The following is a 23020-nucleotide window of genomic DNA, read 5'->3' as shown; positions in this document are numbered from 1 at the left end:
GAGGATTTGCAATGACTACAGAAACGAAATTACCGTTTGAACAAGAGGATATAAGCTCCTATTCAACTAAAAATAATGATCCAGCTTGGTTATCCGAGCTTCGGATTCAAGCGTTTTCTGAATTAGAAAAGCTCCCGATGCCAAAGCCGGATAAAACGAAAATCGATAAATGGAATTTTACTTCTTTCCAGACTCATACGGTTGAAAGTGAAGCTTTTGCCTCTTTAGAGGAGCTTCCGGAAGAAATTAAATCCATCATTGAAGAAAATGAAAACTTATACATTCAACGCAATAATACGCCGGCACATATCAATCTGTCAGCAAATGTGAAAGAACAAGGCGTCATTTTTACGGATATTTTAACAGCGGCTCGTGACCATGCTGAGCTCGTGCAAAAATATTTCATGAAAGACGGCGTTAAAATAGATGAACATCGTTTAACGGCACTTCATGCTGCATTAGTTAATGGGGGAGCATTCCTTTATGTTCCGAAAAATGTAGAAATCAAAGAGCCGATCCAATCGGTATTCCTATTGGATAATCCAGATACTACACTTTTCAACCATGTCTTGATCGTAGCGGAAGATAATAGCTCTGTCACATATGTAGAGAACTACTTCTCAAGCGTTGACTCTAACGAAGGGGTTGCCAACATCGTAACGGAAGTATTTGCAAATGCGAATGCCAAGGTGGAGTACGGAGCGGTCGATACCCTTTCTAAAGGCTTCACGACATACGTTAACCGCCGTGGGGTGGCAGGACGTGACGCTCGTATTGAGTGGGCACTTGGCCTGATGAACGATGGAAATACGATTTCAGATAATACAACATATCTAATGGGCGATGGCTCTCACGGTGATACTAAAACCGTTGTAGTCGGACGCGGGGAACAAAAACAGAACTTTACGACAGCGATCATTCATTATGGCAAACGCTCTGAGGGCTATATCCTTAAGCACGGTGTCATGAAAGACGCCGCATCCTCCATTTTTAATGGAATCGGGAAAATAGAGCATGGCGCTACAAAGTCAAATGCCGAACAAGAATCACGCGTATTGATGTTAAGTGAAAAAGCACGCGGAGACGCCAATCCAATCCTCTTGATTGATGAAGATGATGTAACGGCTGGCCATGCTGCTTCCGTCGGCCGTGTCGACCCGCTTCAACTGTATTATTTAATGAGCCGTGGTATTACTAAGAAAGAAGCAGAAAGACTTGTCATTCACGGATTCTTGGCCCCTGTTGTTAACCAGCTTCCAATTGAGGGAGTTAAAAAACAATTAGTAGCGGTCATTGAAAGGAAAGTACAGTAATGAACCCATACGAAATTCGTAAGCTTTTTCCGATATTAGATCAAGAAGTCAATGGTCAGCCATTAGTTTATTTAGATAGTGCTGCAACCTCTCAAAAACCGGCTGCAGTGATTGAAGCGATTGAGCAATATTACCGCGGATACAACTCGAATGTTCACCGCGGGGTGCATACACTTGGAACAAAAGCTACGGATGCGTATGAAGGTGCACGTGAAAAGGTACGTAAATTCATTAATGCTTCTTCTACAGAAGAAATCATCTTTACAAGAGGCACAACGACTTCTTTGAATACTGTAGCAAGAAGTTACGGTGGTGCAAATATTAAAGAGGGTGACGAAATTGTCATCTCTTATATGGAGCATCACAGTAATATCATTCCGTGGCAGCAGCTTGCCAAAGAAAAAGGCGCTGTACTGAAGTATATTCCGCTTCAAGAGGATTGCACGATTTCCCTTGATGATGTTAGGGCAACAATTACGGACGCAACGAAAATCGTTTCCATCATGCAGGTTTCGAATGTACTTGGTGTCATCAATCCTGTGAAGGAAATCGCGAAAATTGCCCATGAACACGGTGCCGTAATGGTAGTCGACGGGGCGCAAAGCACGCCGCACCTAAAAGTGGATGTCCGTGATCTGGATTGTGATTTCTTTGCCTTCTCGGGTCATAAAATGGTCGGTCCAACAGGTATCGGCGTATTATATGGCAAAAAAGAACTTCTGGAAAAAATGGAGCCGATTGAATTCGGCGGAGAGATGATCGATTTTGTAGGTTTGCATGAGTCTACATGGAAAGAACTCCCGTGGAAATTTGAAGGCGGTACCCCAATCATTGCCGGCGCCATCGGTCTTGGTGCTGCAATTGATTTCTTGGAAGAAATCGGCCTGGATAATATTGAACGGCATGAACATAAGCTCGCCGCATATGCAATGGAAAAAATGTCAGCTGTCGAAGGGCTGACCATATTCGGTCCTAAAGATGCAGAAAAGCGTGCGGGTGTAATAACCTTTAATATTAATGACGTACATCCACATGATGTCGCTACCGTTCTTGATGCAGATGGAATTGCTGTCCGTGCCGGTCATCATTGCGCACAGCCATTAATGAAATGGCTGGACGTATCATCGACGGCAAGAGCAAGTTTCTATCTATATAACACGGAAGAAGATATTGATAAGCTCGTGTCCGGGCTTGTTAAAACGAAGGAGTATTTCAGTAATGTCTTTTGATAACTTAGATACACTTTACCGTCAAGTCATTATGGATCACTATAAGAAACCACGTAATAAGGGCATGCTAGAAGATGGAAGCATGACAATCGATATGAATAATCCAACTTGCGGCGATCGGATTCGTTTAACGATGAAGATTGAAGATGGCAAGGTCAGCGATGTTAAATTCGATGGTGATGGCTGTTCGATATCCATGAGTTCGGCTTCCATGATGACTCAAGCCATTAAGGGCAAAGACGTTGATACTGCCCTAGCGATATCCGAGACTTTTTCCTTAATGATCCAGGGAAAAGAATACGACGATGAGATGGACCTTGGGGATATTGAAGCCCTTCAAGGTGTTTCTAAATTTCCAGCCCGAATCAAGTGTGCTACCTTAGCTTGGAAAGCCATGGAAAAGGGATTGAAGGAATAATTAAATTAAAATGAGCTGTTGTAATTCAGCCATTTGAAATGGAGGAATACGAGCTATGGCAAAGAAAATGCCTGAAATCGGCGATTATAAATATGGCTTTGCGGATAAAGATGTTTCCATCTTCCGTTCAAAGCGTGGTCTGACAAAAGAAATCGTGGAAGAAATTTCTCGAATGAAGGATGAACCTCAATGGATGCTTGATTTCCGTTTGAAATCATTGGAGCATTTTTACAACATGCCAATGCCTCAATGGGGCGGCGACATGCAGAGTCTGAATTTTGATGAAATCACATACTATGTTAAGCCATCAGAGAAATCAGAGAAATCTTGGGATGAAGTTCCTGATGAAATCAAACAGACTTTTGATAAATTGGGAATTCCTGAAGCCGAACAAAAATATCTTGCCGGCGTATCTGCTCAATACGAATCAGAAGTGGTTTACCATAGCATGAAAGAAGAATTGGAAGATTTGGGTATCGTCTTTAAAGATACGGACTCAGCACTTCGTGAAAATGAAGATATCTTCCGTGAGCACTTTGGGAAAACGATCCCGCCTACTGACAATAAATTCTCTGCATTGAACTCAGCAGTTTGGTCAGGCGGATCTTTCATCTATGTACCAAAGGGCGTTAAAGTGGATACTCCGCTTCAAGCTTATTTCCGGATTAACTCTGAAAACATGGGGCAATTCGAGCGTACGCTCATCATTGTTGATGAAGGCGCATCCGTTCACTATGTCGAAGGTTGTACAGCACCTGTTTATACGACTAACTCCCTTCATAGTGCGGTTGTTGAAATCGTCATCAAGAAAGATGCTTACTGCCGTTACACGACGATCCAAAACTGGGCAAACAACGTGTTTAACCTGGTTACGAAACGTGCGGTTTGTGACGCTAACGCAACAATGGAATGGGTCGATGGTAACATCGGTTCCAAATTGACAATGAAATATCCTGCTGTCATCTTAAAAGGTGAAGGCGCTCGCGGTATGACATTATCGATTGCCATTGCCGGCAAAGGCCAACACCAAGACGCAGGAGCAAAAATGATTCACCTAGCGCCTAATACATCTTCAACGATTGTATCAAAATCAATATCCAAACAGGGCGGTAAAGTAACATACCGTGGTATCGTTCATTTCGGACGTAAAGCGGATGGAGCTCGTTCCAACATTGAATGTGATACATTAATCATGGATAATCAGTCTACATCTGATACGATCCCTTACAATGAAATCTTGAATGATAACATTTCCCTTGAACACGAAGCGAAGGTTTCCAAAGTATCTGAAGAACAATTGTTCTACTTGATGAGCCGCGGAATCTCTGAGCAAGAAGCAACGGAAATGATCGTAATGGGCTTCATCGAACCATTTACAAAAGAACTTCCAATGGAATATGCGGTTGAAATGAACCGTCTGATCAAGTTCGAAATGGAAGGATCCATCGGTTAATAACCGACTGGGCTGCCTGTAGAGCGATTTAGGATAACCATTCATACAAAAAGCCTGCCGGGTCTGTCTGGCAGGCTTTTTGTTTTTGATATTTACACCCTAATACCAAAGATTAGATATGGCTCAATAAGGGTAAAAAATAATAAAAGAAGAAGTCCAGTAATTAGGGCCTGTCCCAAAGGAGTGATGATGCAGATGATTTATGTTGGTGTGACCGGTTGGGGTGATCATGATAGTTTGTATCATGGCGGTGTGTCCCAACGTGATAAACTTAAAGAGTACGGTGCTCATTTTCCCGTTGTGGAGGTGGATGCTTCATTTTATGCAGTTCAGCCAAAGAGGAACAGTGAAAAGTGGGTATCCGAGACGCCTGCATCATTCCAGTTTGTCGTTAAAGCCTATCAAGGGATGACAGGACATCAGCGTGGGGAAATCCCTTTTGAAAGCAAGAAGGAAATGTTCAAGGCATTTTGCGACTCTCTGGAAGCTTATCAGAAGTCCGGTAAGCTAGCGATGGTCTTATTTCAGTTTCCGCCATGGTTTGATTGTAAACGGGAAAATGTGAATTACCTGCGATGGTGCAAAACTGAAATGGGTGATATTCCAGCTGCCATTGAATTTCGGAATCAAAGCTGGTACAGGCCCAATGTATTCCAGCAAACTTTGGACTTTATCGAAAAGGAAGGCTGGATCCATACTATATGCGATGAGCCGCAGGCTGGAGAGGGATCCATTCCTGTCGTTCTGCATGCCACAAATAAAGATAAAACCCTGATACGCTTTCATGGACGTAACCTGCATGGTTGGCAAAGGGCCTCTTCAGGTGATAATTGGCGCGAGGTCAGGTACTTATATAGATATAATCATCAGGAATTGACAGAATGGGTGGAAAAAATCAGGAAATTGGAAAGGGAATCCAAGGAGGTATATGTCCTGTTCAATAATAACTCAGGCGGAGATGCCGCTGATAATGCCAAACAAATGATTGAGTTGCTTGGTATAGAATATGAAGGGCTGGCTCCTAAGCAGCTTGGTTTGTTTTAAGGGGAATTATATAATTAATAAAGAGATGATGTGACAAGCTAGAGAGGTATATCCTCATAAACAGGTAAAGGCGGATTTCTTCATGGTATGGTTAGTATTAGTGGGTATTGGATTATTAGCGGGAGCAATCGGCGCTCTTGTCGGTCTGGGCGGCGGCATCATCATTGTGCCTTCTCTTTTATACTTAGGTGCATCTACGAATATTATCGATGAGCTGACTCCTCAGGTCGCCGTAGGTGTTTCAACCGTAATCATGATTTTTACCGGCCTATCTTCTACTTTATCTTATTTAAAACATAAAGTGGTGGATTATAAGGCCGGCTTAATCTTTTTTATTGGCAGTGCACCTGGTGGAATGATAGGGGCTTATGTGAATAAAAATCTTAACGCCGAAGCTTTTTCATTGTACTTTGGAATTTTCATGGTTTTCATGGCTATCGTGTTATTAGTGAAGAATCGTTTGAAGCCAATGCTTTTCAAGCCTGGAAAAGGGAAAATAGTGAAGACGTATAAAACTGAAAATGGACATTCATTTTCCTATGGTTACCATCCCCTTCTGGCTGTATTGATTTCTTTTGTCGTGGGATTCAGCTCAGGGTTATTTGGAATTGGCGGTGGGGCCTTAATGGTACCCGTCATGATGCTTCTATTCTTCTTCCCTCCGCATATGGCTGTAGCGACTTCGATGTTCATGGTATTTCTATCTTCCATCACTAATTCAATCACGCATATTTCCCTTGGAAATGTAAATTGGCCATATGCTTTTGCCCTGATTCCGGGTGCATGGTTCGGTGCTAAATTGGGCGCATTCATCAATACGCGCCTAAAAAGTGCCTCGCTGGAAAATATGTTGAAAATAGTGCTGATAATCATTGGTTTACGTCTTATATATCAAGGTATCACAGGATAAACGAGGAGGAGAAATGATGTCAGAAATCATTCATTTGTATCACACCAATGATCTCCATAGTCATTTTGAGAATTGGCCTCGTATTGATAAGTTTCTTAAAGAAAGAAGACAACTTCATCAAGAAACGGGAGAAGAAGCGATCATACTGGATATAGGCGATCATGTGGACCGCTGGCATCCATATACAGAAGGTACGTTGGGTAAAGGGAATATTGAACTGCTTAATGAAGCGGGCTACCAATATGTGACCATCGGCAATAATGAAGGCATCACTTTACCTCATGATGCGTTAGACTCCTTATATGATCATGCAAAGTTCAAGGTCTTGGCAGCCAATATTTATTACGGTGATTATGAAAGGCCGGAATGGGCGCTGCCATATTGGATACATACGACGGTAAAAGGCACCAAAATTGCCATGATAGGTTTGACAGCCTTTTTCCAAAAGTTTTATTCTGCGATGGGCTGGGAAATAACAGAACCATTCGTTGAGTTGAAGGCGCAGCTCGAAAAGGTCAAAACGGAGGCGGATGTAATCGTCATCCTTTCCCACCTGGGCATCCACGATGATGAAAGGATGGCAGAGGATTTTCCGGAGATTGACATCATACTTGGCGCGCATACCCACCACATCCTCCACCAAGGTAAATTGATCAATGACACACTCCTTTGCGGTGCAGGGAAATATGGTTTCTATGTTGGACAGGTGGAAATGACCGTCAATCAGGAAAAGAAAGTTAGCCATAAGAAAGCCATTCTTTATGATACCAATGACTTTTTGGAATTGGAGAATGAACGGTCATGGATCGAAGAGATATACAAGGCCGGAGGGGAAACGCTAAAACAGGTTGCAGTGGATTTACCCGAAGCACTGGATAATGATTGGTTCAAAAGAAGTCCTTTGACTGAACTCCTTGGGGATGCCCTAAGGGAGTGGACTCAGGCGGATTGTTCCTTTTTGAATGCCGGTCTTCTGCTCGAAGGGCTGCCAAAGGGACCTGTCACAAAAGGGGATATTCACAGAATCTGTCCACATCCCATCAATCCTTGCGTCGTTGAAGTGAATGGGAATGAATTAAAAGAAATCTTAATGCAATCGAGAAATGAGGAGTGGCCTAATATTCAGGTGAAGGGTTTCGGTTTCCGCGGGAAAATCATGGGAGTCATGCATTATGATCAAATTGAATTTAACGAAAGGGAGAATGGGATCGTAAAAGGGATACTTATAAAAGGGGAGAAGCTGCAGACGGATAAGTCCTATAAACTGGCAATACCTGACATGTTCACGTTTGGACACTTCTTTCCAAGTATCCAGCGCTCCGATCGCAAGGAATACTTACTGCCGGAATTCTTGCGGGATATCCTTTTATGGAAGTTGGAAAAAATATACATAAACACCAAACTCTAAATCACGGTTTCGCCCTTTTTTTCATAAAGTATGGGGAAGAGAGGGGCGAAACCAATTGATTAACATGATCCCAATAATTCTTGATAATCATACATTCCTAGCCATTTCTGTCCGACTTCCCAAAACGAATTTACTTGCTGTCGCGTCCGAAAAAGGATATATAATGTGCGGTGCGTTAGATGTTGGACTGCTGAATGATAAATTGAGAGATCGTAAAATCCTTGCAGGAAGGGCCACAGGAGTTAAATCGATTGAAGAACTATTGGAAGCGCCGCTTGAATCAGTTACCTGGGAGGCTGTGGAAAAGGGCATTCATCCAGGAATGATTGGTAAAGAGGCATTAATCAAAATGATTTGAAAAGGGGGGCTTTCTTTTTTCCAGAAGGGGGCCTTATTTTTTTTCAAAGAAAATGCTGATATTTTTTCAATAAATGCGTTCAAACAGATTCATTTATCAAAATACTTTCCGATAATCCTTATAAAGGAATGAACCGGTTTGATTTACAAATATTGAATGGGGAAATGGAGTACAAGTATGAGGCTAGCTATTACAAAGTCCCTAAGCCCTGGAGCGAGGCTCGGTAAAAACATTCATAATGATCAGGGCCATATCCTATTGTGCGAGGGTCTTACATTAACGCAGAAAATGATCAATCGACTGGTGTCCCTTAATATTCCCTTTGTTTACATTCAAGATTCCAGGACGGATGACATTATTCCCATGCCCCCAGTGTCAGGGAAACTAAGAAGAGAAGCCATTAATACGATTGAAACCACTTTCCTGGACATGAAAAACAAAATGAATCTTGCTGGGTCATTCACGATAGAGCAGGCTAACGTCAAGTTCACTCAATTAGTTCGGAACATCATGGGCGAGCTGAAAAGGAATAAAGAGTTAATGACTTTATTGGCCGACGTTTATACATACGATGACTATATCTTTACTCATTCCTTCAATGTGACCTTATATACTCTGGCGATCGGGATGGAATTGAATATCAATGATAAGAATCTCGAAATTCTTGGGCTGGGAGCGATTTTACATGATGTCGGCAAAATGCTCGTGCCTTTGGAAATCCTCCATAAACCCGGTAAGCTGACGGAAAAGGAGTTTGAAAAAATCCAAAAGCATGCCGATTACGGTTTCCATCTAATCAAAAATGTTCATACCATTTCCCTTATAGTTGCGAATTGTGCCTATCAGCACCATGAACGGTTAGATGGATCAGGATATCCCCGGGGGATAAAGGGGGACGAAATCCATTATTTCGGCAAGATCATTGCCGTTGCCGATGTGTTTGATGCCGTGACTTCCAATCGGGTTTACCGTAAGGCCATCCTGCCGCATCAAGGATTGGAAGTCCTTTATGCCGGAGTCGGGAAAAAGTTCGACAATACGGTCATCGAGGCTTTCCGCCGGGCGGTTGCCATTTATCCTAATGGTCTATACGTTGAATTGAATGATGGGAGGAAAGGGGTAGTATCCGCTCAGAACGAGGGGATAGGAGACCGCCCCATTATAAGGATTCTTGAAGAAGATGGGGAGCAAATAAAAGAGCCGTATGAAGTGGACTTGAATAAAAACCTGCATTTGCTTATCATGAAATGTCTCAATATACAAGAACCAGCCTAACCTCAAGGATAAGCTGGTTTTTTCATTCCTTGTTTTCCTTCATGATGGGAGGTGCCACCGAACCGTTTCCGTTACTAAAATAACTTGGAACATCACCTTCAATCAACAGGCTTCCGACTGTCACTTCCTGACTCACCTTGGTCTCCTTTGTGAATGAGGGGATGACGATTTGAATATTGACATCAAAATCCACTATCAATTCATAATAAACATTATTGATGCCTGCGTTTGTCAGTTTTGTCCTCAAATCCGATTCAACATTCCCGATGACCGACATTTTCACTGGGATTTCAGGTCCGTAATTGGAAAGGAGATTATTCCCGGTTACGACACCAAATGGTATATAATAGACCACACTTTTATATTGTTCATCATTTATTTTGGCTGAACCTGTTTTAAAAGGGTTTCCTTGTTTGATGCCAAGCTTTTTTTGAATATCATTCGTAATGTTAGCCCGCAATTCACTGTATATGACCGGATTGAAGCTATAGGAAGAACTGGAGTCCTTACCACCCTTGTTGTTGGTGATGATTTTGTTCATGTCGACCTTCGCTATATTCTCATCAACCGATTCATGAATCGTTTCCGTTGCAATCCGTTTGATTTCATATTCGGCTACACTCATGATCACGGGTTCGATTGATTTGTCCACGTACCAAAGAGTCATGATGCTTGATATGATAAACAGGATAAATGAATAGAGAAATACTTTTCGGGTGGGAAGAGGCCCCTTTTTTCGGAATTTCTTCGTTCGAAATCTTTTTCGGAACACGCTTTAGCCCCCTTTACTAATAACTATGCATCAAGTTCAGGGGTTTATGTTCGAATCAAAAAAAAGCAGCGTAAAATTCACGCCGCTCACTTTTGCTTTTTAGCCAGATCTTTCCTTTCCCATAATCTTAGATACGGGTAAGGGTCAAAGCTCCATTCCGTAATTCCATTGTCTTTGTACATTCCGTAATGGAGATGGGGAGGGAATTTTCCGGAAGTCCCTGGAGGGCCGTAACCTGTACTGCCGACACCTCCGATGACTTGTCCGGGCTCGACGATTTGTCCGACTTTCAACCCTTTTGCGAAGCCGCTTAAATGGGCAAAGTAATGATAGGTATTATTTAAATCCCGTATCCCAATCCGCCAACCGCCGAATTTATTCCAGCCTTTCATTTCAATGATTCCATAGCTCGTGGAACGAACGGGAAGGCTATAATCCGCAAAAATATCAGTGCCCTCATGGATTCTCCTTCCGCCCCATCCGCGAGCGCTTCCCCATGTATTCAAGTACGTATAATGAGTTCGTACTGGAACCGGGAAGGCCTTTTCATGTAGATCCAACCGGCCATATTTTTTATAAATCTCGGCATTGCCGATAATGATGCTGACGGCTTTATCTCGTTTATAATAATCCCACAAGCCGATCCGGATATTATCTTCATCTGCACCATATGATTGGAGATGCTTCGAAAAAGCATACAATCGATCTGTATCATTAGTGATATCAGCTTTGCCATCACCATTGCCATCCTGGCCCAGCCCATCAAAAAATGTGATCGTGAGCGGGTTCACGTCGTTTAAGTCAGGATTGAGGGCCCCGCTCCACTTTGAAGGCTCGATGTGGATGCCTATCAAACCCTTTGCCGGCTCTAAATCCCTTCGTGCAGCCCTGAGGCTGTGCTCATATTGATCAGCTCCAGCAAGGTAATACCACGGGATTTGGAGGGTGGCCTCCATATTTTTATATAGCTCCATTCTCCCGGCATAAGCATTTGGGGTATCGGCAGCATCAGCCACTTGGCCTGGTGCATTCAAAATAAACAAACAAGTTATGGTAAGAAGGAATAATTTTTTCAACGGGGCAGGCTCCTTTCATGACATTCTCCGTATTTAAAAGACATCAGTCCATCCATCTTTTATAGTCTTGCTGATTTAGCTATAATCATGAAAAATAAATAATGGGAAACCAACTATAACTTGTATAAATGCTTTTTTATTGTTAAAGTAGGGTGTGTTAATTTCTATAGAATGGAGTGGCATTTTCATGTCTTCTACAAATAAAGAAATTCTTCGAAAACCAGATTGGTTGAAAATAAAGCTTAATACTAACGAAAATTATCTCGGTTTAAAAAATATGATGCGCGAGAAAAATCTTCATACTGTCTGTGAAGAGGCAAAATGTCCGAATATTCACGAATGCTGGGCAGTGAGAAGGACGGCTACTTTCATGATCTTGGGTGAAATCTGTACAAGGGCTTGCCGTTTTTGTGCTGTTACGACCGGGCGTCCGAATGAATTGGACTGGGCTGAACCGGAGCGTGTTGCCGATTCCGTTGTTTTGATGAATTTAAAGCATGTCGTCATTACAGCTGTTGCCCGTGATGATTTAAAGGATGGAGGCGCTGAAGTTTTCGCTGAAACGGTCCGTGCCATCCGACGCAAAAACCCTTTTACATCAATTGAAGTATTACCGTCTGATATGGGCGGGTTGTTTGAAAATATCAAGACTTTGATGGATGCTAAACCGGATATCCTGAACCATAATATAGAGACTGTCAGAAGTTTATCCGACCGTGTACGGGCTCAGGCCAAGTACGAACGTTCATTGGAGCTTTTAAGAAGGGCCAAGGAACTGTATCCGGAAATCCCGACAAAGTCCAGTTTAATGGTAGGTTTGGGTGAAACGCGGGAGGAAATCCTCGAGACGATGGATGACCTAAGGGCTAATAATGTGGATATCATGACGATCGGCCAGTATTTGCAGCCGACTAAAAAGCATTTAAAGGTGCTGAAATACTACACGCCTGAGGAATTTGCCGAGCTGAAGGAACGTGCATTGGAAAAAGGCTTCAGCCACTGTGAATCCGGTCCGCTTGTCCGTTCATCCTACCATGCGGATGAACAGGTTAATGCTGCGGCAAAACATAAGCAAAACAAAGGTGAAGAATTATTGAAATAGAGTGAAATAAAGGACCGAAAAAATTCGGTCCTTTTTTATTAACGGTTATCCATTTTTTGATGGATGTTATCGTGATGATCTCTTTTATCGTTAACCATTTCCCCGTTTTCATTTTCTCCGTCACTCATTTTGTATCCTTGAGGCGACTTCAGCATTCTTTTGATGGTTTGTTCGATCGTATAATCGATCCCTTTGCTGCCGGATTTCAATGTCGAGAAATTCTCGACATCTTGGGCAAGGGTTTGATAATCATCACTGACGTAGACATGATAATAGCGAGGCACGACGGACATGGCAGTGCGTTTAACTTGGTCTGCGGTTTCCGTCCGATCCTTGGCATTTGTATCATATACGACTAGCACTTCCTCATCAGTAACGAGGGTAGCGGCATCATTGACATTTGGTATCTGAACACTCAGTTTAGAAATGACATCAGACAGTTGTTCACGGTCAATGGAAGCAGCTTTGTTGGAAATGTTACGGCCATCAATGGTTGCACTATTAGTGCGGGTAAAACCGAAATCATCACTTTTATTGTCATTATTACGATAATCCTCATCATAATATTGAGTCGGATTATTTACGTTTGTTGGGTTACCGGCATGGTTTTTTGCACCCATCCCCAGATCTTTGTCTTTATCAGCACATCCGGTTAGTGCAATAATCGAGCTTAAACCTATCGTTATTATCGTTTTTTTCATCAATAACACCCCCGTAACTTTAGGATGAACATATTTCTCTATTTTTCGCTTAGTAATTGATGGGGAATCAGTTATAATTTAAAGAAGGAATGTACATATGAGAGGTGAAAACAATGATTAACATCAATAACATGACCTATGAAATAATTGAGAATGAAAGGGAAGGCTATAACGAAGAAGCGTTTAAGGCCAGATACAGTGAGATTTTAACGAAGTATGATTATATAGTAGGGGATTGGGGTTACGGGCAATTGAGGCTGCGTGGATTTTTTGATGATAATAATCAGAAAGCGACCTTTGATACGAAAATAAGCACGCTTAGTGAATATTTATATGAATACTGCAATTTTGGCTGTCCTTATTTCGTCGTGAAGAAAATAAAGAAATAAAAAGGCCAGATTTCACTCTGGCCTTCCATGTTAAGAGCTACCATATCCTTTATATGGAGGCTGTTCATCTTTTTCTGAATCATCATGTGTCGGATGAGCACCAGGATATTGTCGAGGTAAATCTTCGTGCAACGATTTATTTTCATAATTAAAGGCACTTTGATATCGTTGCCCTTCCTGCCACGGGGTGTTTTTATTCTGAACTGGTGCATCTTTTGCTATGGCTGATCCAAAAGGTCCTTCGGGAAATTCTTCAGGAATTAAATAATCCCTCTGTTTTTCGACATTGGAAAAATCGTGGTATTCTTCTTTGTCCAAGATAATCCCCCCTCATGTAATCGATCTTACATTCAGTAGGTTTCCCGTTTAAGATGAAAAACTTCGGCGCTCAGACGATTTCCATTAAAAAGTGACGCAGTTCTTCGGCTTCCTCTTCTGATAACTGAAAGGCATGCTCAAGATAGCCTTCCTCTTCTAAATCATCAGGCCCAATAATCGCGAAACGGTTGCTCTGCATATTTAAAACAAGCTTCTTTCCATAAAAACGATCGGTAGTCGTAATGGCCAGGTCGAATCTTGATTCCTCTCCCATGAAGCTTATGAACCGGGTTTTTGAATCCACGACGTCATTGTATAAATAAAAACGATCTTCCATAGTATCATTCCCTTCTTATCTTCACATTTGTAGTTCCATCATAACAAAGTGACTTCAATAGGGGAACAGACATTTTACGGGGCTTCTGCCTGAGAACCTAAGTCGTTCCTCAAGATGCTCCGGCGATCATAAGCGTTCATCGATTAAATGAAAATGGTAAGAATAAAAATGGGATCGTGAATTGGTTTTCCTGGAGTTACTGTCGGGAAATGCACCCATGGAAATGGCAATGTGTATCGCCCCAGCTTCTGTTAGTTATTGGATGGTACAATGGTTGTGGTTGAAGGAATTGAGCGTAAGGGAGAAGCTATGGTATCATTAAGGAATAAGGTTGTTCGGCACAGGGTTTTAACTATGCCGCCCATTCAACCAATGATTCCCTATATCATCTTAGATCAGAAAGGATCTGGAAAAAAATGTACTTTGTAGACCGCCAAAAGATTGAACAAATATTAGGTTTTCTTGAAAAGCAGCTTGGACTTTTTGAAGGGCATGATAATTGGGATGGAGATCTTGCGGAACTTATCGCTGAAAGGCTCATACAAACTTCCATCGATTCCGTGTTGGACGTAGGAAATGCGGTAATTGATGGTTTTATTATGCGTGATCCAGGAAGTTATGAAGATATTATCGATATCCTTCAAGATGAAAAAGTCATTTCTGAAGAAAAAGCGATACAATTCAAAAAGGTTTTGCCGTTAAGGAAAATGCTGGTCCAAGACTTCATTGAAGTGAATCACACAGAACTGCATGCCGTATTTTCGGAAAATATCGGGGCATTCAAGCAATTCCCGGATTTGGTTAGGAACTATTTAACAAATGAATTGGGACCTGTATCAGCTTTTAAAAACTAGCAGCGTTAGGAAGGCGAATTCAAATGAAGTCGTATAAAGGATATTTAATTGACTTGGATGGCACCATGTATCGCGGTACTGAACAAATTGCGGAAGCGGCAGGGTTTATTAATGACCTAAGGAAAAGGGATATCCCTTATTTATTCGTCACCAATAATTCATCCCGGACTCCGGCACAAGTAGCGGATAAATTGAGAAGCATCGGCATATCTACGGAAGATGACCAGGTTTTCACGACAAGCATGGCCACTGCCAATTACATAGCTGAACAAAAGAAAGATGCATCGGTTTATGTGGTGGGTGAAGAAGGCATCATCGAGGCACTTAAGGAAAAAGGAATGAAGCTTGTGGAAGAGCATCCAGACTTTCTGGTAATGGGCATCGACCGCGGGGTCAATTATGAAAAGTTGTCAAAAGCCTGTCTTGCTGTAAGGAATGGCGCTGTTTTCATTTCGACCAATGGTGATATTGCCATTCCAACTGAGCAAGGCCTTTTACCGGGGAATGGTGCCTTGACCTCCGTAGTTTCCGTTTCGACCCATGTACAGCCGATTTTCATCGGAAAACCTGAATCGGTCATAGTGGAGCAAGCTCTAAGAGTACTAGGGGTGCCTAAAGAAGAGACGATCATGGTTGGAGATAACTATGATACAGATATCCTTGCCGGCATCAATGCAGGGATCGATACACTGCTTGTACATACGGGCGTAACGACAAAAGAACGCTTAAAGCAATATAAGGAGCAGCCGACGCATGTAGTGGACACCCTTGACTTATGGCGCTTCGAATGAAAAAAATCAGGCCTGCGAATGCAGCCCTGGTTTTTTTTATGTCGTGAATATCATAAGTTTACTATTCCGCATTTTCGGTTCTATGGGCAAGCCGGCTTGACGCGGCAGCTGCAATCGCCCCAACGATATCATCTAAAAAGGTGTTCACCTTACCCGTGCTTTTATCGTTTAAATATTTTAAGATACCCGGCTTTTGTTTATCGATGAAACCATAATTGGTAAAGCCGATGGATCCATAAACATTCACAATTGAAAAAGCCAATATTTCATCGACCCCATATAGGCCTTCATCTATTTCAATGATGCTCTGCAAAGGCTCCTCGAGCAGTTTTTTCTCAGCTAGAATATCCAACTGAATGCCGGTAAGAATGGCATTTTGGACCTCGCGTTTTGAAAGTACCCGTTCGACATTGTGAAGGCAATCGGACATTTGGAGATTTTCATGGTAGCAAGATTGTAAATACATGACAAGCTCAGCGATATCCTCCAATTTCACTCCTCGTTCAATTAGCCATTTTCGAGCCGTTTTTTCAGACATTGATTGTTCAATATTAGCCATGTCATCACCCATTTCTCTATATTAAGTTCTAATGCAGGTAGTTTGATTTGATTAAACTGAAAACCCACGGAAGATGTTTTGATTGGAATTTCTAATAAGGTTTCGATAATCATTCAGAAAACGGGTTATTCCACATATATATAAGTGTATGATGTCCAATATTTATTATATCCATTTGATGAAGGGGGCCATTCCATGATAGAAGAAATCATTTTTAATAATTATGGTATACAGGTGGAGCTTGAAGAAGCCAATGTCAGGTTTCCAAGCTTCCGTTCAGGGAATATGGTTTACAGTATCGTTCCCATTGAAAATATGGAGCAGGAGGAATTAGTGGAACGTTATAAAATGTCCCAACATCTGATTTCACAAGGTGATCGTCACGTATCCGCCTTTGTCCTTGCCAATCATGGAAGCTATGTTTCGGAAGCGGATGAACAATTATTCATCCTTCTTGCCAATCAGGCATTGGAAGGTCCGAAAAATTTCAACCCAGGAAGACGTCTGGCAAGATTCCATCAGCGTGGGAGAACTATTAATGATACGATTCGAACATGTTCAAGGATCGGCAAATGGAAAGAACTCTGGGAACGAAGGATCGATCAGTTAGAAAAGATTTGGCGGGATAAGCTCAGCGCCCATCCTGATAACCAGTTTGAAAAATTATTTATAGAAACCTTTCCCTATTATATGGTCCTGGGTGAAAATGCGATTCAATATTTAGTCGACACGGAAATCGATGATACCCCGCAAATTGTCGATAGTGGAACGGTATGTTATGAACGTTTTTTACATGATACCTGGAGAAGCAATAAGTGGATGAAAAATCCGTTCGATTGGGTATTTGACCACGGAACAAGGGATGTCGCTGAATGGGTGAGGGAACATTATTTTCAAAATGTGCATACCCATCAGCGGGGGATTGCCCATTTCTTTCACGAATATCAGTCAATAGAACCGTTCTCCAGCTTTTCGGCCCGGTTATTATATTCGAGGATGCTATTTCCCATTCATTACTTTGAAACGGTGGAAGAGTATTTTTCAAAAACGACGGAATCGAGGTCGAACCAATTGGAAGATAAAATATCTTCGATCACGAAATCCTCCCAACAATATGAGTCCTTCCTCAAACATTTTTATGAATTGGCAGAGGTCCCTGCCAAGCAATATGATTTGCCTAAAATTGACTGGATTTAGATAAAAACGGGAAAGAAATATGATTCATCCTTACTTACTATGTTATGATGATAACAAGATTTTTTAGAATAATTAGATATTTGATCACTGCGGAAGGATGGGACCATGAAGAGATTGATGATGGCCGCCCTTATAGCCCTTTTATTCATCCAAACGGCAAATCTTGCGAAAGCTGAAACGAAAACGGGCTGCGAAGCAACTCAATTCAAGATTGTCATGAAGTCTGAAGCGGATGTGAAGGAAAAGGCGTCGGCTGCAAGTAAAACATTAAAAACTTATAAGAAAAATAAAGAATTGTCGGCAAGCGGAAGAACTGGAAGCTGGTATAAGGTCTGTCACTCAAACAAGACAGCATATATCAATATGGCGGATGCAAAAGAGGTTTTCAGTTCCGGTGAAAAAGCCATTTTGAAGAAATTCGATGGGAGAAAAGGCGTTAACCAAGTTGTATCTGTGACAGGTAAAGCGATGGGTGATACGAAGGTCACGATCCAAACTTATGAGAAGAAACAAGGGGAATGGCGCCGGGCATTGAAGAAGATGGACGGTGTCATTGGGAAGAACGGCTTCACCAAGAGCAAAAAAGAGGGTGATGGGAAATCCCCGGTCGGGATTTTTTCATTTGGTACGGCCTTTGGAAGCGAAACGAAGCCGGCAGGAGTGAAAATGAGTTATAAGAAAACGACCAAATATGACTACTGGGTTGATGATCAGGCATCCACGGATTATAACAAGTGGAAAACCTATAAAGGTAATCCTGCAGTTAAATGGAAGTCTTTCGAAAGGATGAATCATGAACTCTATAAGTATGGGACAGTCATCAATTATAATACCAATCCCATCGTAAAAGGAAAAGGAAGTGCAATCTTTCTTCATGTATGGAGAGGGAGTACAAAACCGACGGCTGGGTGTACGGCCACGGCCGAAAAGAATGTCCTCAGTTTACTGAAATGGATGGATCCCGTGCAAAAGCCGCATATTGTAATGGGTACAAATGATTCATTGAAGAGCGTTAAGTAATGATCACCAAAATGGTTTCCCATAAAAAGTTTAGCTTTACCCGTTCTTACTCGTTCAAGAGATGGACGAAAAAAGTTCGTGCATTCATCTTTTCAACTATTGCTAATTATATGAATTAAACATATAATGTCTACTATACAAATACAAACGTCTTCTTCAGGCAAACAGTTTTTAAGGGGGAACCAAAATATGAAAGCCATCTCGATCGGTTTATTGGGGTTAGGTACAGTTGGATCAGGAGTCGTACAAATCATTGAAAGGCATCAGGACAAGCTCATGCACCAAGTGGGCTGTTCCATATCCGTTAAGAAGATACTAGTCAAAGACACGACGAAGGAGAGGCTTGTCGAGATCGATAAAGGTATGTTAACTGACAATCCTGAGGATATCCTTTCGAATCCCGAGATTGATGTTGTAATAGAAGTAATGGGTGGAATCGAAGAAACACGCGGTTATCTGATAGAGGCAATAAAGAATAAAAAGCATATCGTTACGGCCAATAAAGACCTAATGGCTTTATATGGACCGGAATTGCTGGAATTGGCCACCGAGAATCAATGTGATTTGTTCTATGAAGCAAGTGTTGCAGGGGGAATTCCGATTTTACGCGGACTTGTGGATGGATTATCTTCTGACCGCATCACGAAAATGATGGGAATCGTCAATGGAACGACAAACTTCATTTTAACGAAAATGAGCAAGGAAGGCAGAGCTTATGATGACGTATTGAAGGAAGCTCAGGAGCTGGGATTTGCTGAATCCGATCCGACAGCCGATGTAGGCGGTTTGGATGCGGCCCGTAAAATGGCGATCCTTTCAACACTCGGGTTCTCAATGAACATTGGCTTGAATGATGTTGAGGTACAGGGCATAACCGAGATATCCGAAGAGGATTTGAGATATAGTAAGAAGCTTGGCTATACAATGAAATTGATCGGCGTCGCTTCCAGGGCAGGGGATAGGGTCGAAGTAAGTGTCCAGCCTGCACTTCTTCCTGAAGCACATCCGTTAGCATCGGTAAATAATGAGTATAATGCTGTATACGTTTATGGGGAAGCCGTAGGGGAAACGATGTTTTACGGACCGGGGGCTGGCAGCCTTCCTACTGCGACTGCAGTCGTTTCGGATATGGTGACGGTCATCAAGAATATGAGGCTGGGCGTAAATGGCCGCAGTGCCGTTTCACCTCAGTTCCCGAAACAATTAAAAGATGGGACTGAGATTTTCGCTAAGTTCTTCATTCGATTACATGTTCAAGATGAAGTTGGCGTTTTAGCCAAAATCACGAATTTATTTGCCGAGCATGGGGTAGGATTCGATAAAATCCTTCAATTGCCCCTGGATGAAAAGGAATCTTCCGAAATCGTATTGGTTACGCATACTGCCACAAAGGCTGCATTTGAGCAAATAATACAGAAATTAAATGATTACAATATGGTAAGAGAAGTGAAAAGCACATACAGAGTTGAAGGAGAGGACATCAAATGAGCTGGCAAGGACTTATAAGTACGTATAAAGATTTTTTACCCGTTAATGAAAACACACCCGCACTAACCCTTTTGGAGGGTAATACACCTTTAATCAGACTGAATCGATTATCCGAAGAGTGGGGAATCGACTTACATGTAAAATATGAAGGGGCAAATCCAACTGGGTCGTTTAAAGACCGCGGAATGGTCATGGCCGTCGCCAAAGCGATAGAAGAGGGCAGCGACACGATCATCTGTGCTTCCACCGGGAATACATCAGCAGCCGCAGCAGCTTATGCGGCCCGTGCGAACCTGCGCTGTATCGTTGTCATCCCGGAAGGTAAAATAGCCATGGGCAAGCTTGCCCAAGCCGTTATGTATGGAGCGGAAATCATCTCGATCGAAGGGAACTTCGACCAGGCTTTAAAAATCGTCCGTTCACTTAGTGAGAGCTCACCGATAACTCTTGTGAATTCGGTCAACCCATACCGGATTGAAGGGCAGAAGACAGCTGCTTTCGAAATTTGTGATGCTCTCGGCTCGGCACCGGATATTTTGGCGCTTCCTGTCGGGAATGCAGGTAATATAACTGCATACTGGAAAGGGTTTAAAGAATATAACGAATCAAAACAAACGGGCCTTCCTGAAATGAGAGGGTTCGAAGCTGAAGGTGCGGCTGCAATTGTCCGGGATAGCATCATTGAAAATCCAGAAACGATTGCAACAGCCATCCGGATTGGAAATCCTGCAAGTTGGAACTTTGCTGTGGAAGCAGCAAATGAATCCAAAGGCAAAATTGATGAGGTGACAGACGAAGAAATTCTGGAAGCCTATCATTTCCTTGCTAAAAAAGAAGGGGTATTTGCAGAGCCGGCATCTTGTGCTTCCATTGCAGGTATCTATAAACAACTAAAAAGCGGAGAAATCAAAAAAGGAAGTAAGATTGTCGCTGTATTGACTGGAAATGGATTGAAAGATCCGAATGTGGCAGTCAATACAAGCACGATTCAACCGACATTGCTGCCAATGGATGAAGAAGTCATTTTAGAACATCTGCAGGGTGTGAAGCAGGCATGAGTGCAGAATCGGAGATGTTCTTGATCCGTGTACCAGCAAGTACGGCCAACTTAGGCCCAGGATTCGATTCCATCGGCTTGGCGTTAGGACTTTACCTGGAAATACACGGATCTTCATCAGATCATTGGGAGGTCGTTCCGCTTTCAGAGGAAATGTCTGTTTTTCCAAGGGATGATCGTAATTATATCGTCCAAATTGCCAAGGAAACGGCGGCTTCCTATGGAAAGGAACTATCCCCATGCCGGCTTTTCGTTTCTAGCGAAATTCCACTTGCTCGGGGTCTTGGAAGCAGTGCCTCGGCCATTGTGGCGGGGATTGAATTGGCGAACATCGTTGGTAAACTTCATTTATCCGATGATGAGAAAAATAGGCATGCTTCCATCTTTGAGGGGCATCCGGATAATGCGGGGGCATCTGTGTATGGTGGATTGGTTGTGGGCCTTCATACGGATGAAAGAACGGATGTCGTGTCGTTTCCAATCGAGGGAGTTAAGGTGATTGCTGTCATTCCCAATTTTGAATTGCTTACTGAGGATTCAAGAAATGTCCTTCCGAATTCGCTTTCCTATAAAGATGCGATAAGCGGAAGTGCAGCCGCAAATGTTTTGCTGGCGGGAGTTCTATCAAAAGATTGGAAGCTTGTTGGTGAAATGATGCAAAGTGATCGTTTCCATCAGCCATATAGAGCCGAGTTGGTTCCTCATTTAGCGCTTATAGAAGAAGTTGTCCTTAATGAAGGCGGATTTGGTGCAGCACTAAGCGGAGCGGGACCAACTGTTCTATGCTTATCATCTGCAGAAAAAAGTGAAGGTTTGCTCACTGGTTTAAAAGAAAGGTTTCCGGAATTCCTTGTGAAAGAATTGGAAATCGATAATGAGGGCAGTTATACGGCAATCCTTTCAGAGCAGGAAAAAAAGGAATTGAAGTTTTTGAAATCGTGAGCCATATTGATTTGCCTTCCATATAAAAAAGCTGACCCGTGTCAAGCCGTATCAATTCATTTGATAGGGCAAAAGCCGAGTCAGCTTTATTTTTATTACAGTCCAGAAATGATTCCGGCCTGCATGCAAAAGGTTGAACGTTTATAGATAAAGTGATCCTTCATCCATACGATGCATGTTATTTTAAAGGGCTATTAGAAAACTTGTTCAACTTCCACTACACCGGGAACTTCTTCAAGAAGGGCACGCTCAATCCCAGCTTTTAGCGTAATGGTCGAACTTGGACAGCTTCCGCATGCTCCTAGTAATCGTAATTTTACAATTCCATCTTCTACGTCAACTAGTTCACAGTCACCGCCATCACGAAGAAGAAACGGACGAAGCTTATCTAGAACCTCTTGAACTTGGACTTCCATTGTTTGTTGGTCGGACATTGCAATCGACTCCTTTCCTAATCATATTATAATGCGAAGGTAATAAAAAATCCAACTGTAACTTTGCGGAAATATAATCTATATTATTCTGGTAAGATGGAAACAGGTGAATGGTTCTAAAAAGTACTCAAAATGAAGTAAACATACTAAAATGAAGGAGGAAGAGTATGGTAATGAAAGAAATTGAGATAGAAGTGTATGGAGCGGAGCAAATTTGCGCGAGTTGTGTGAATCTCCCCTCTTCGAAAGATACCTGCGAGTGGTTAGAAGCCGCTTTAACGAGAAAGTTTCCTGATCAGAAATTCAAAATATCCTATATAGATATGTATAATCCCCCAGAATCGTTGAAGCAAAAGAGCTTTGCCGCGAAGATGATCGAGGATGATTTATTTTATCCACTGGTCCTCATTGAAGGTGACATCATTGCAGAAGGAAATGTGCGTCTGAAAAAAGTAGTGGAAACCATGGAAAAATACGGATATACGATGCAAGGGTGATATATAATGAAGAAATAAGAAAAACTGACCCATGAGCTGCATGCAGCTCATTGGGCCAGTTTAATATAGCATGGGTTG

General features: G+C 42.2%; 26 protein-coding genes. 19 read left to right on the top strand and 7 right to left on the bottom strand.

Annotated features, from left to right (window positions below):
- The first annotated feature begins 11 nt into the window (after positions 1-11).
- The 9 genes from sufD to BW986_RS12115 all read left to right on the top strand — a co-directional run bounded on the left by sufD (position 12) and on the right by BW986_RS12115 (position 9408).
- Positions 12-1313 (top strand): Fe-S cluster assembly protein SufD, encoded by a 1302-nt coding sequence (gene sufD / locus BW986_RS12155; RefSeq protein ID WP_076368173.1) that lies wholly within the window; start codon positions 12-14, stop codon positions 1311-1313.
- Positions 1313-2542, top strand: a complete 1230-nt coding sequence (locus BW986_RS12150) for a cysteine desulfurase (protein ID WP_076368172.1) — start codon at positions 1313-1315, stop codon at positions 2540-2542. Before sufD ends, BW986_RS12150 begins: the two co-directional genes overlap by 1 nt.
- Complete coding sequence (sufU, locus tag BW986_RS12145) at positions 2532-2960, top strand: Fe-S cluster assembly sulfur transfer protein SufU (protein ID WP_076368171.1); 429 nt, start codon at positions 2532-2534, stop codon at positions 2958-2960. The genes BW986_RS12150 and sufU overlap by 11 nt, the downstream gene beginning before the upstream one ends.
- 55 nt (positions 2961-3015) lie before the next feature.
- A complete protein-coding gene (sufB, locus tag BW986_RS12140; protein WP_076368170.1) occupies positions 3016-4413 on the top strand; it encodes a Fe-S cluster assembly protein SufB in 1398 nt (465 codons plus the stop codon).
- A 195-nt stretch (positions 4414-4608) separates the two neighbouring features.
- Positions 4609-5457: a DUF72 domain-containing protein gene (locus BW986_RS12135; protein WP_076368169.1), complete on the top strand. Its 849-nt coding sequence runs from the start codon at positions 4609-4611 to the stop codon at positions 5455-5457.
- An 82-nt stretch (positions 5458-5539) separates the two neighbouring features.
- Positions 5540-6367, top strand: coding sequence for a sulfite exporter TauE/SafE family protein (locus tag BW986_RS12130; protein WP_076368168.1), 828 nt, complete (start codon positions 5540-5542; stop codon positions 6365-6367).
- Positions 6368-6380: 13 nt separating this feature from the next.
- On the top strand, positions 6381-7775 hold the full coding sequence (locus BW986_RS12125; protein ID WP_311316554.1) for a bifunctional metallophosphatase/5'-nucleotidase: 1395 nt from the start codon (positions 6381-6383) through the stop codon (positions 7773-7775).
- 55 nt (positions 7776-7830) lie between these two features.
- The gene (locus BW986_RS12120; RefSeq protein ID WP_034310161.1) at positions 7831-8133 is read left to right on the top strand and encodes a YunC family protein; all 303 of its coding nucleotides are present in this window, start codon (positions 7831-7833) and stop codon (positions 8131-8133) included.
- 177 nt (positions 8134-8310) lie between these two features.
- A complete protein-coding gene (locus BW986_RS12115; protein ID WP_076368166.1) occupies positions 8311-9408 on the top strand; it encodes an HD-GYP domain-containing protein in 1098 nt (365 codons plus the stop codon).
- A 22-nt stretch (positions 9409-9430) separates the two neighbouring features.
- Here the strand turns inward: BW986_RS12115 and yunB are convergent, their stop codons facing one another.
- On the bottom strand, positions 9431-10180 hold the full coding sequence (gene yunB / locus BW986_RS12110; protein WP_076368165.1) for a sporulation protein YunB: 750 nt from the start codon (positions 10178-10180) through the stop codon (positions 9431-9433).
- Between the two features lie 86 nt (positions 10181-10266).
- Positions 10267-11256, bottom strand: coding sequence for a M23 family metallopeptidase (locus BW986_RS12105; protein ID WP_076368164.1), 990 nt, complete (start codon positions 11254-11256; stop codon positions 10267-10269).
- Between the two features lie 187 nt (positions 11257-11443).
- Between BW986_RS12105 and lipA the strand changes: the two genes are divergently transcribed.
- Positions 11444-12358, top strand: a complete 915-nt coding sequence (gene lipA, locus BW986_RS12100; protein ID WP_076368163.1) for a lipoyl synthase — start codon at positions 11444-11446, stop codon at positions 12356-12358.
- Between the two features lie 38 nt (positions 12359-12396).
- On the opposite strand, the gene BW986_RS12095 is transcribed toward lipA, so the two are convergent.
- Positions 12397-13059, bottom strand: coding sequence for a YhcN/YlaJ family sporulation lipoprotein (locus BW986_RS12095; protein WP_076368162.1), 663 nt, complete (start codon positions 13057-13059; stop codon positions 12397-12399).
- Between the two features lie 113 nt (positions 13060-13172).
- Here BW986_RS12095 and BW986_RS12090 point away from each other — a divergent pair, with 113 nt between their 5' ends.
- Positions 13173-13448, top strand: coding sequence for a YutD family protein (locus tag BW986_RS12090; protein ID WP_076368161.1), 276 nt, complete (start codon positions 13173-13175; stop codon positions 13446-13448).
- A 30-nt stretch (positions 13449-13478) separates the two neighbouring features.
- Here BW986_RS12090 and BW986_RS12085 read toward each other — a convergent pair whose 3' ends face one another.
- Both BW986_RS12085 and BW986_RS12080 read right to left on the bottom strand, forming a co-directional pair.
- Positions 13479-13766, bottom strand: coding sequence for a cytosolic protein (locus BW986_RS12085; protein ID WP_286201329.1), 288 nt, complete (start codon positions 13764-13766; stop codon positions 13479-13481).
- Between the two features lie 70 nt (positions 13767-13836).
- The gene (locus tag BW986_RS12080) at positions 13837-14103 is read right to left on the bottom strand and encodes a DUF3055 domain-containing protein (RefSeq protein ID WP_076368159.1); all 267 of its coding nucleotides are present in this window, start codon (positions 14101-14103) and stop codon (positions 13837-13839) included.
- A 416-nt stretch (positions 14104-14519) separates the two neighbouring features.
- Between BW986_RS12080 and BW986_RS12075 the strand changes: the two genes are divergently transcribed.
- A complete protein-coding gene (locus tag BW986_RS12075; RefSeq protein WP_076368158.1) occupies positions 14520-14957 on the top strand; it encodes a DUF86 domain-containing protein in 438 nt (145 codons plus the stop codon).
- Positions 14958-14980: 23 nt separating this feature from the next.
- Positions 14981-15748: a TIGR01457 family HAD-type hydrolase gene (locus BW986_RS12070; protein ID WP_076368157.1), complete on the top strand. Its 768-nt coding sequence runs from the start codon at positions 14981-14983 to the stop codon at positions 15746-15748.
- Between the two features lie 61 nt (positions 15749-15809).
- Here BW986_RS12070 and BW986_RS12065 read toward each other — a convergent pair whose 3' ends face one another.
- The gene (locus tag BW986_RS12065) at positions 15810-16307 is read right to left on the bottom strand and encodes a phosphatidylglycerophosphatase A family protein (RefSeq protein WP_142244587.1); all 498 of its coding nucleotides are present in this window, start codon (positions 16305-16307) and stop codon (positions 15810-15812) included.
- Between the two features lie 195 nt (positions 16308-16502).
- On the opposite strand from BW986_RS12065, the gene yutH reads away from it, so the two are divergent.
- The 5 genes from yutH (at position 16503) to thrB (ending at position 22011) form a co-directional block, all read left to right on the top strand.
- A complete protein-coding gene (gene yutH, locus BW986_RS12060) occupies positions 16503-17504 on the top strand; it encodes a spore coat putative kinase YutH (RefSeq protein ID WP_076368155.1) in 1002 nt (333 codons plus the stop codon).
- 105 nt (positions 17505-17609) lie between these two features.
- Positions 17610-18524, top strand: coding sequence for a L,D-transpeptidase family protein (locus tag BW986_RS30700; RefSeq protein ID WP_260320839.1), 915 nt, complete (start codon positions 17610-17612; stop codon positions 18522-18524).
- A gap of 189 nt (positions 18525-18713) precedes the next feature.
- Positions 18714-20012: a homoserine dehydrogenase gene (locus BW986_RS12050; RefSeq protein ID WP_076368154.1), complete on the top strand. Its 1299-nt coding sequence runs from the start codon at positions 18714-18716 to the stop codon at positions 20010-20012.
- A complete protein-coding gene (gene thrC / locus BW986_RS12045) occupies positions 20009-21070 on the top strand; it encodes a threonine synthase (RefSeq protein WP_076368153.1) in 1062 nt (353 codons plus the stop codon). Before BW986_RS12050 ends, thrC begins: the two co-directional genes overlap by 4 nt.
- Positions 21067-22011 (top strand): homoserine kinase, encoded by a 945-nt coding sequence (thrB, locus tag BW986_RS12040; protein WP_076368152.1) that lies wholly within the window; start codon positions 21067-21069, stop codon positions 22009-22011. Before thrC ends, thrB begins: the two co-directional genes overlap by 4 nt.
- 194 nt (positions 22012-22205) lie before the next feature.
- Here the strand turns inward: thrB and BW986_RS12035 are convergent, their stop codons facing one another.
- A complete protein-coding gene (locus BW986_RS12035; RefSeq protein ID WP_076368151.1) occupies positions 22206-22445 on the bottom strand; it encodes a NifU family protein in 240 nt (79 codons plus the stop codon).
- 167 nt (positions 22446-22612) lie between these two features.
- On the opposite strand from BW986_RS12035, the gene BW986_RS12030 reads away from it, so the two are divergent.
- Positions 22613-22942: a YuzD family protein gene (locus BW986_RS12030; protein WP_076368150.1), complete on the top strand. Its 330-nt coding sequence runs from the start codon at positions 22613-22615 to the stop codon at positions 22940-22942.
- Positions 22943-23020 lie beyond the last annotated feature (78 nt).

It is taken from the genome of Peribacillus simplex, assembly GCF_900156045.1.
GTDB lineage: Bacteria > Bacillota > Bacilli > Bacillales > DSM-1321 > Peribacillus > Peribacillus simplex_D.
Note: the sequence above shows the minus strand (reverse complement) of the source record. Positions and strands in the feature narration are given on the sequence as shown.

Excerpts from the sequence above, each read along its gene's own strand:
- sufD (WP_076368173.1), top strand. The coding sequence starts at position 12 with ATGACTACAGAAACGAAATTACCGTTTGAACAAGAGGATATAAGCTCC.
- BW986_RS12150 (WP_076368172.1), top strand. The coding sequence starts at position 1,313 with ATGAACCCATACGAAATTCGTAAGCTTTTTCCGATATTAGATCAAGAA.
- sufU (WP_076368171.1), top strand. The coding sequence starts at position 2,532 with ATGTCTTTTGATAACTTAGATACACTTTACCGTCAAGTCATTATGGAT.
- sufB (WP_076368170.1), top strand. The coding sequence starts at position 3,016 with ATGGCAAAGAAAATGCCTGAAATCGGCGATTATAAATATGGCTTTGCG.
- BW986_RS12135 (WP_076368169.1), top strand. The coding sequence starts at position 4,609 with ATGATTTATGTTGGTGTGACCGGTTGGGGTGATCATGATAGTTTGTAT.
- BW986_RS12130 (WP_076368168.1), top strand. The coding sequence starts at position 5,540 with ATGGTATGGTTAGTATTAGTGGGTATTGGATTATTAGCGGGAGCAATC.
- BW986_RS12125 (WP_311316554.1), top strand. The coding sequence starts at position 6,381 with ATGATGTCAGAAATCATTCATTTGTATCACACCAATGATCTCCATAGT.
- BW986_RS12115 (WP_076368166.1), top strand. The coding sequence starts at position 8,311 with ATGAGGCTAGCTATTACAAAGTCCCTAAGCCCTGGAGCGAGGCTCGGT.
- lipA (WP_076368163.1), top strand. The coding sequence starts at position 11,444 with ATGTCTTCTACAAATAAAGAAATTCTTCGAAAACCAGATTGGTTGAAA.
- BW986_RS12095 (WP_076368162.1), bottom strand. The coding sequence starts at position 13,059 with ATGAAAAAAACGATAATAACGATAGGTTTAAGCTCGATTATTGCACTA.
- BW986_RS12090 (WP_076368161.1), top strand. The coding sequence starts at position 13,173 with ATGATTAACATCAATAACATGACCTATGAAATAATTGAGAATGAAAGG.
- BW986_RS12080 (WP_076368159.1), bottom strand. The coding sequence starts at position 14,103 with ATGGAAGATCGTTTTTATTTATACAATGACGTCGTGGATTCAAAAACC.
- BW986_RS12075 (WP_076368158.1), top strand. The coding sequence starts at position 14,520 with ATGTACTTTGTAGACCGCCAAAAGATTGAACAAATATTAGGTTTTCTT.
- BW986_RS12070 (WP_076368157.1), top strand. The coding sequence starts at position 14,981 with ATGAAGTCGTATAAAGGATATTTAATTGACTTGGATGGCACCATGTAT.
- BW986_RS12065 (WP_142244587.1), bottom strand. The coding sequence starts at position 16,307 with ATGGCTAATATTGAACAATCAATGTCTGAAAAAACGGCTCGAAAATGG.
- yutH (WP_076368155.1), top strand. The coding sequence starts at position 16,503 with ATGATAGAAGAAATCATTTTTAATAATTATGGTATACAGGTGGAGCTT.
- BW986_RS30700 (WP_260320839.1), top strand. The coding sequence starts at position 17,610 with ATGAAGAGATTGATGATGGCCGCCCTTATAGCCCTTTTATTCATCCAA.
- BW986_RS12050 (WP_076368154.1), top strand. The coding sequence starts at position 18,714 with ATGAAAGCCATCTCGATCGGTTTATTGGGGTTAGGTACAGTTGGATCA.
- thrC (WP_076368153.1), top strand. The coding sequence starts at position 20,009 with ATGAGCTGGCAAGGACTTATAAGTACGTATAAAGATTTTTTACCCGTT.
- thrB (WP_076368152.1), top strand. The coding sequence starts at position 21,067 with ATGAGTGCAGAATCGGAGATGTTCTTGATCCGTGTACCAGCAAGTACG.
- BW986_RS12035 (WP_076368151.1), bottom strand. The coding sequence starts at position 22,445 with ATGTCCGACCAACAAACAATGGAAGTCCAAGTTCAAGAGGTTCTAGAT.
- BW986_RS12030 (WP_076368150.1), top strand. The coding sequence starts at position 22,613 with ATGGTAATGAAAGAAATTGAGATAGAAGTGTATGGAGCGGAGCAAATT.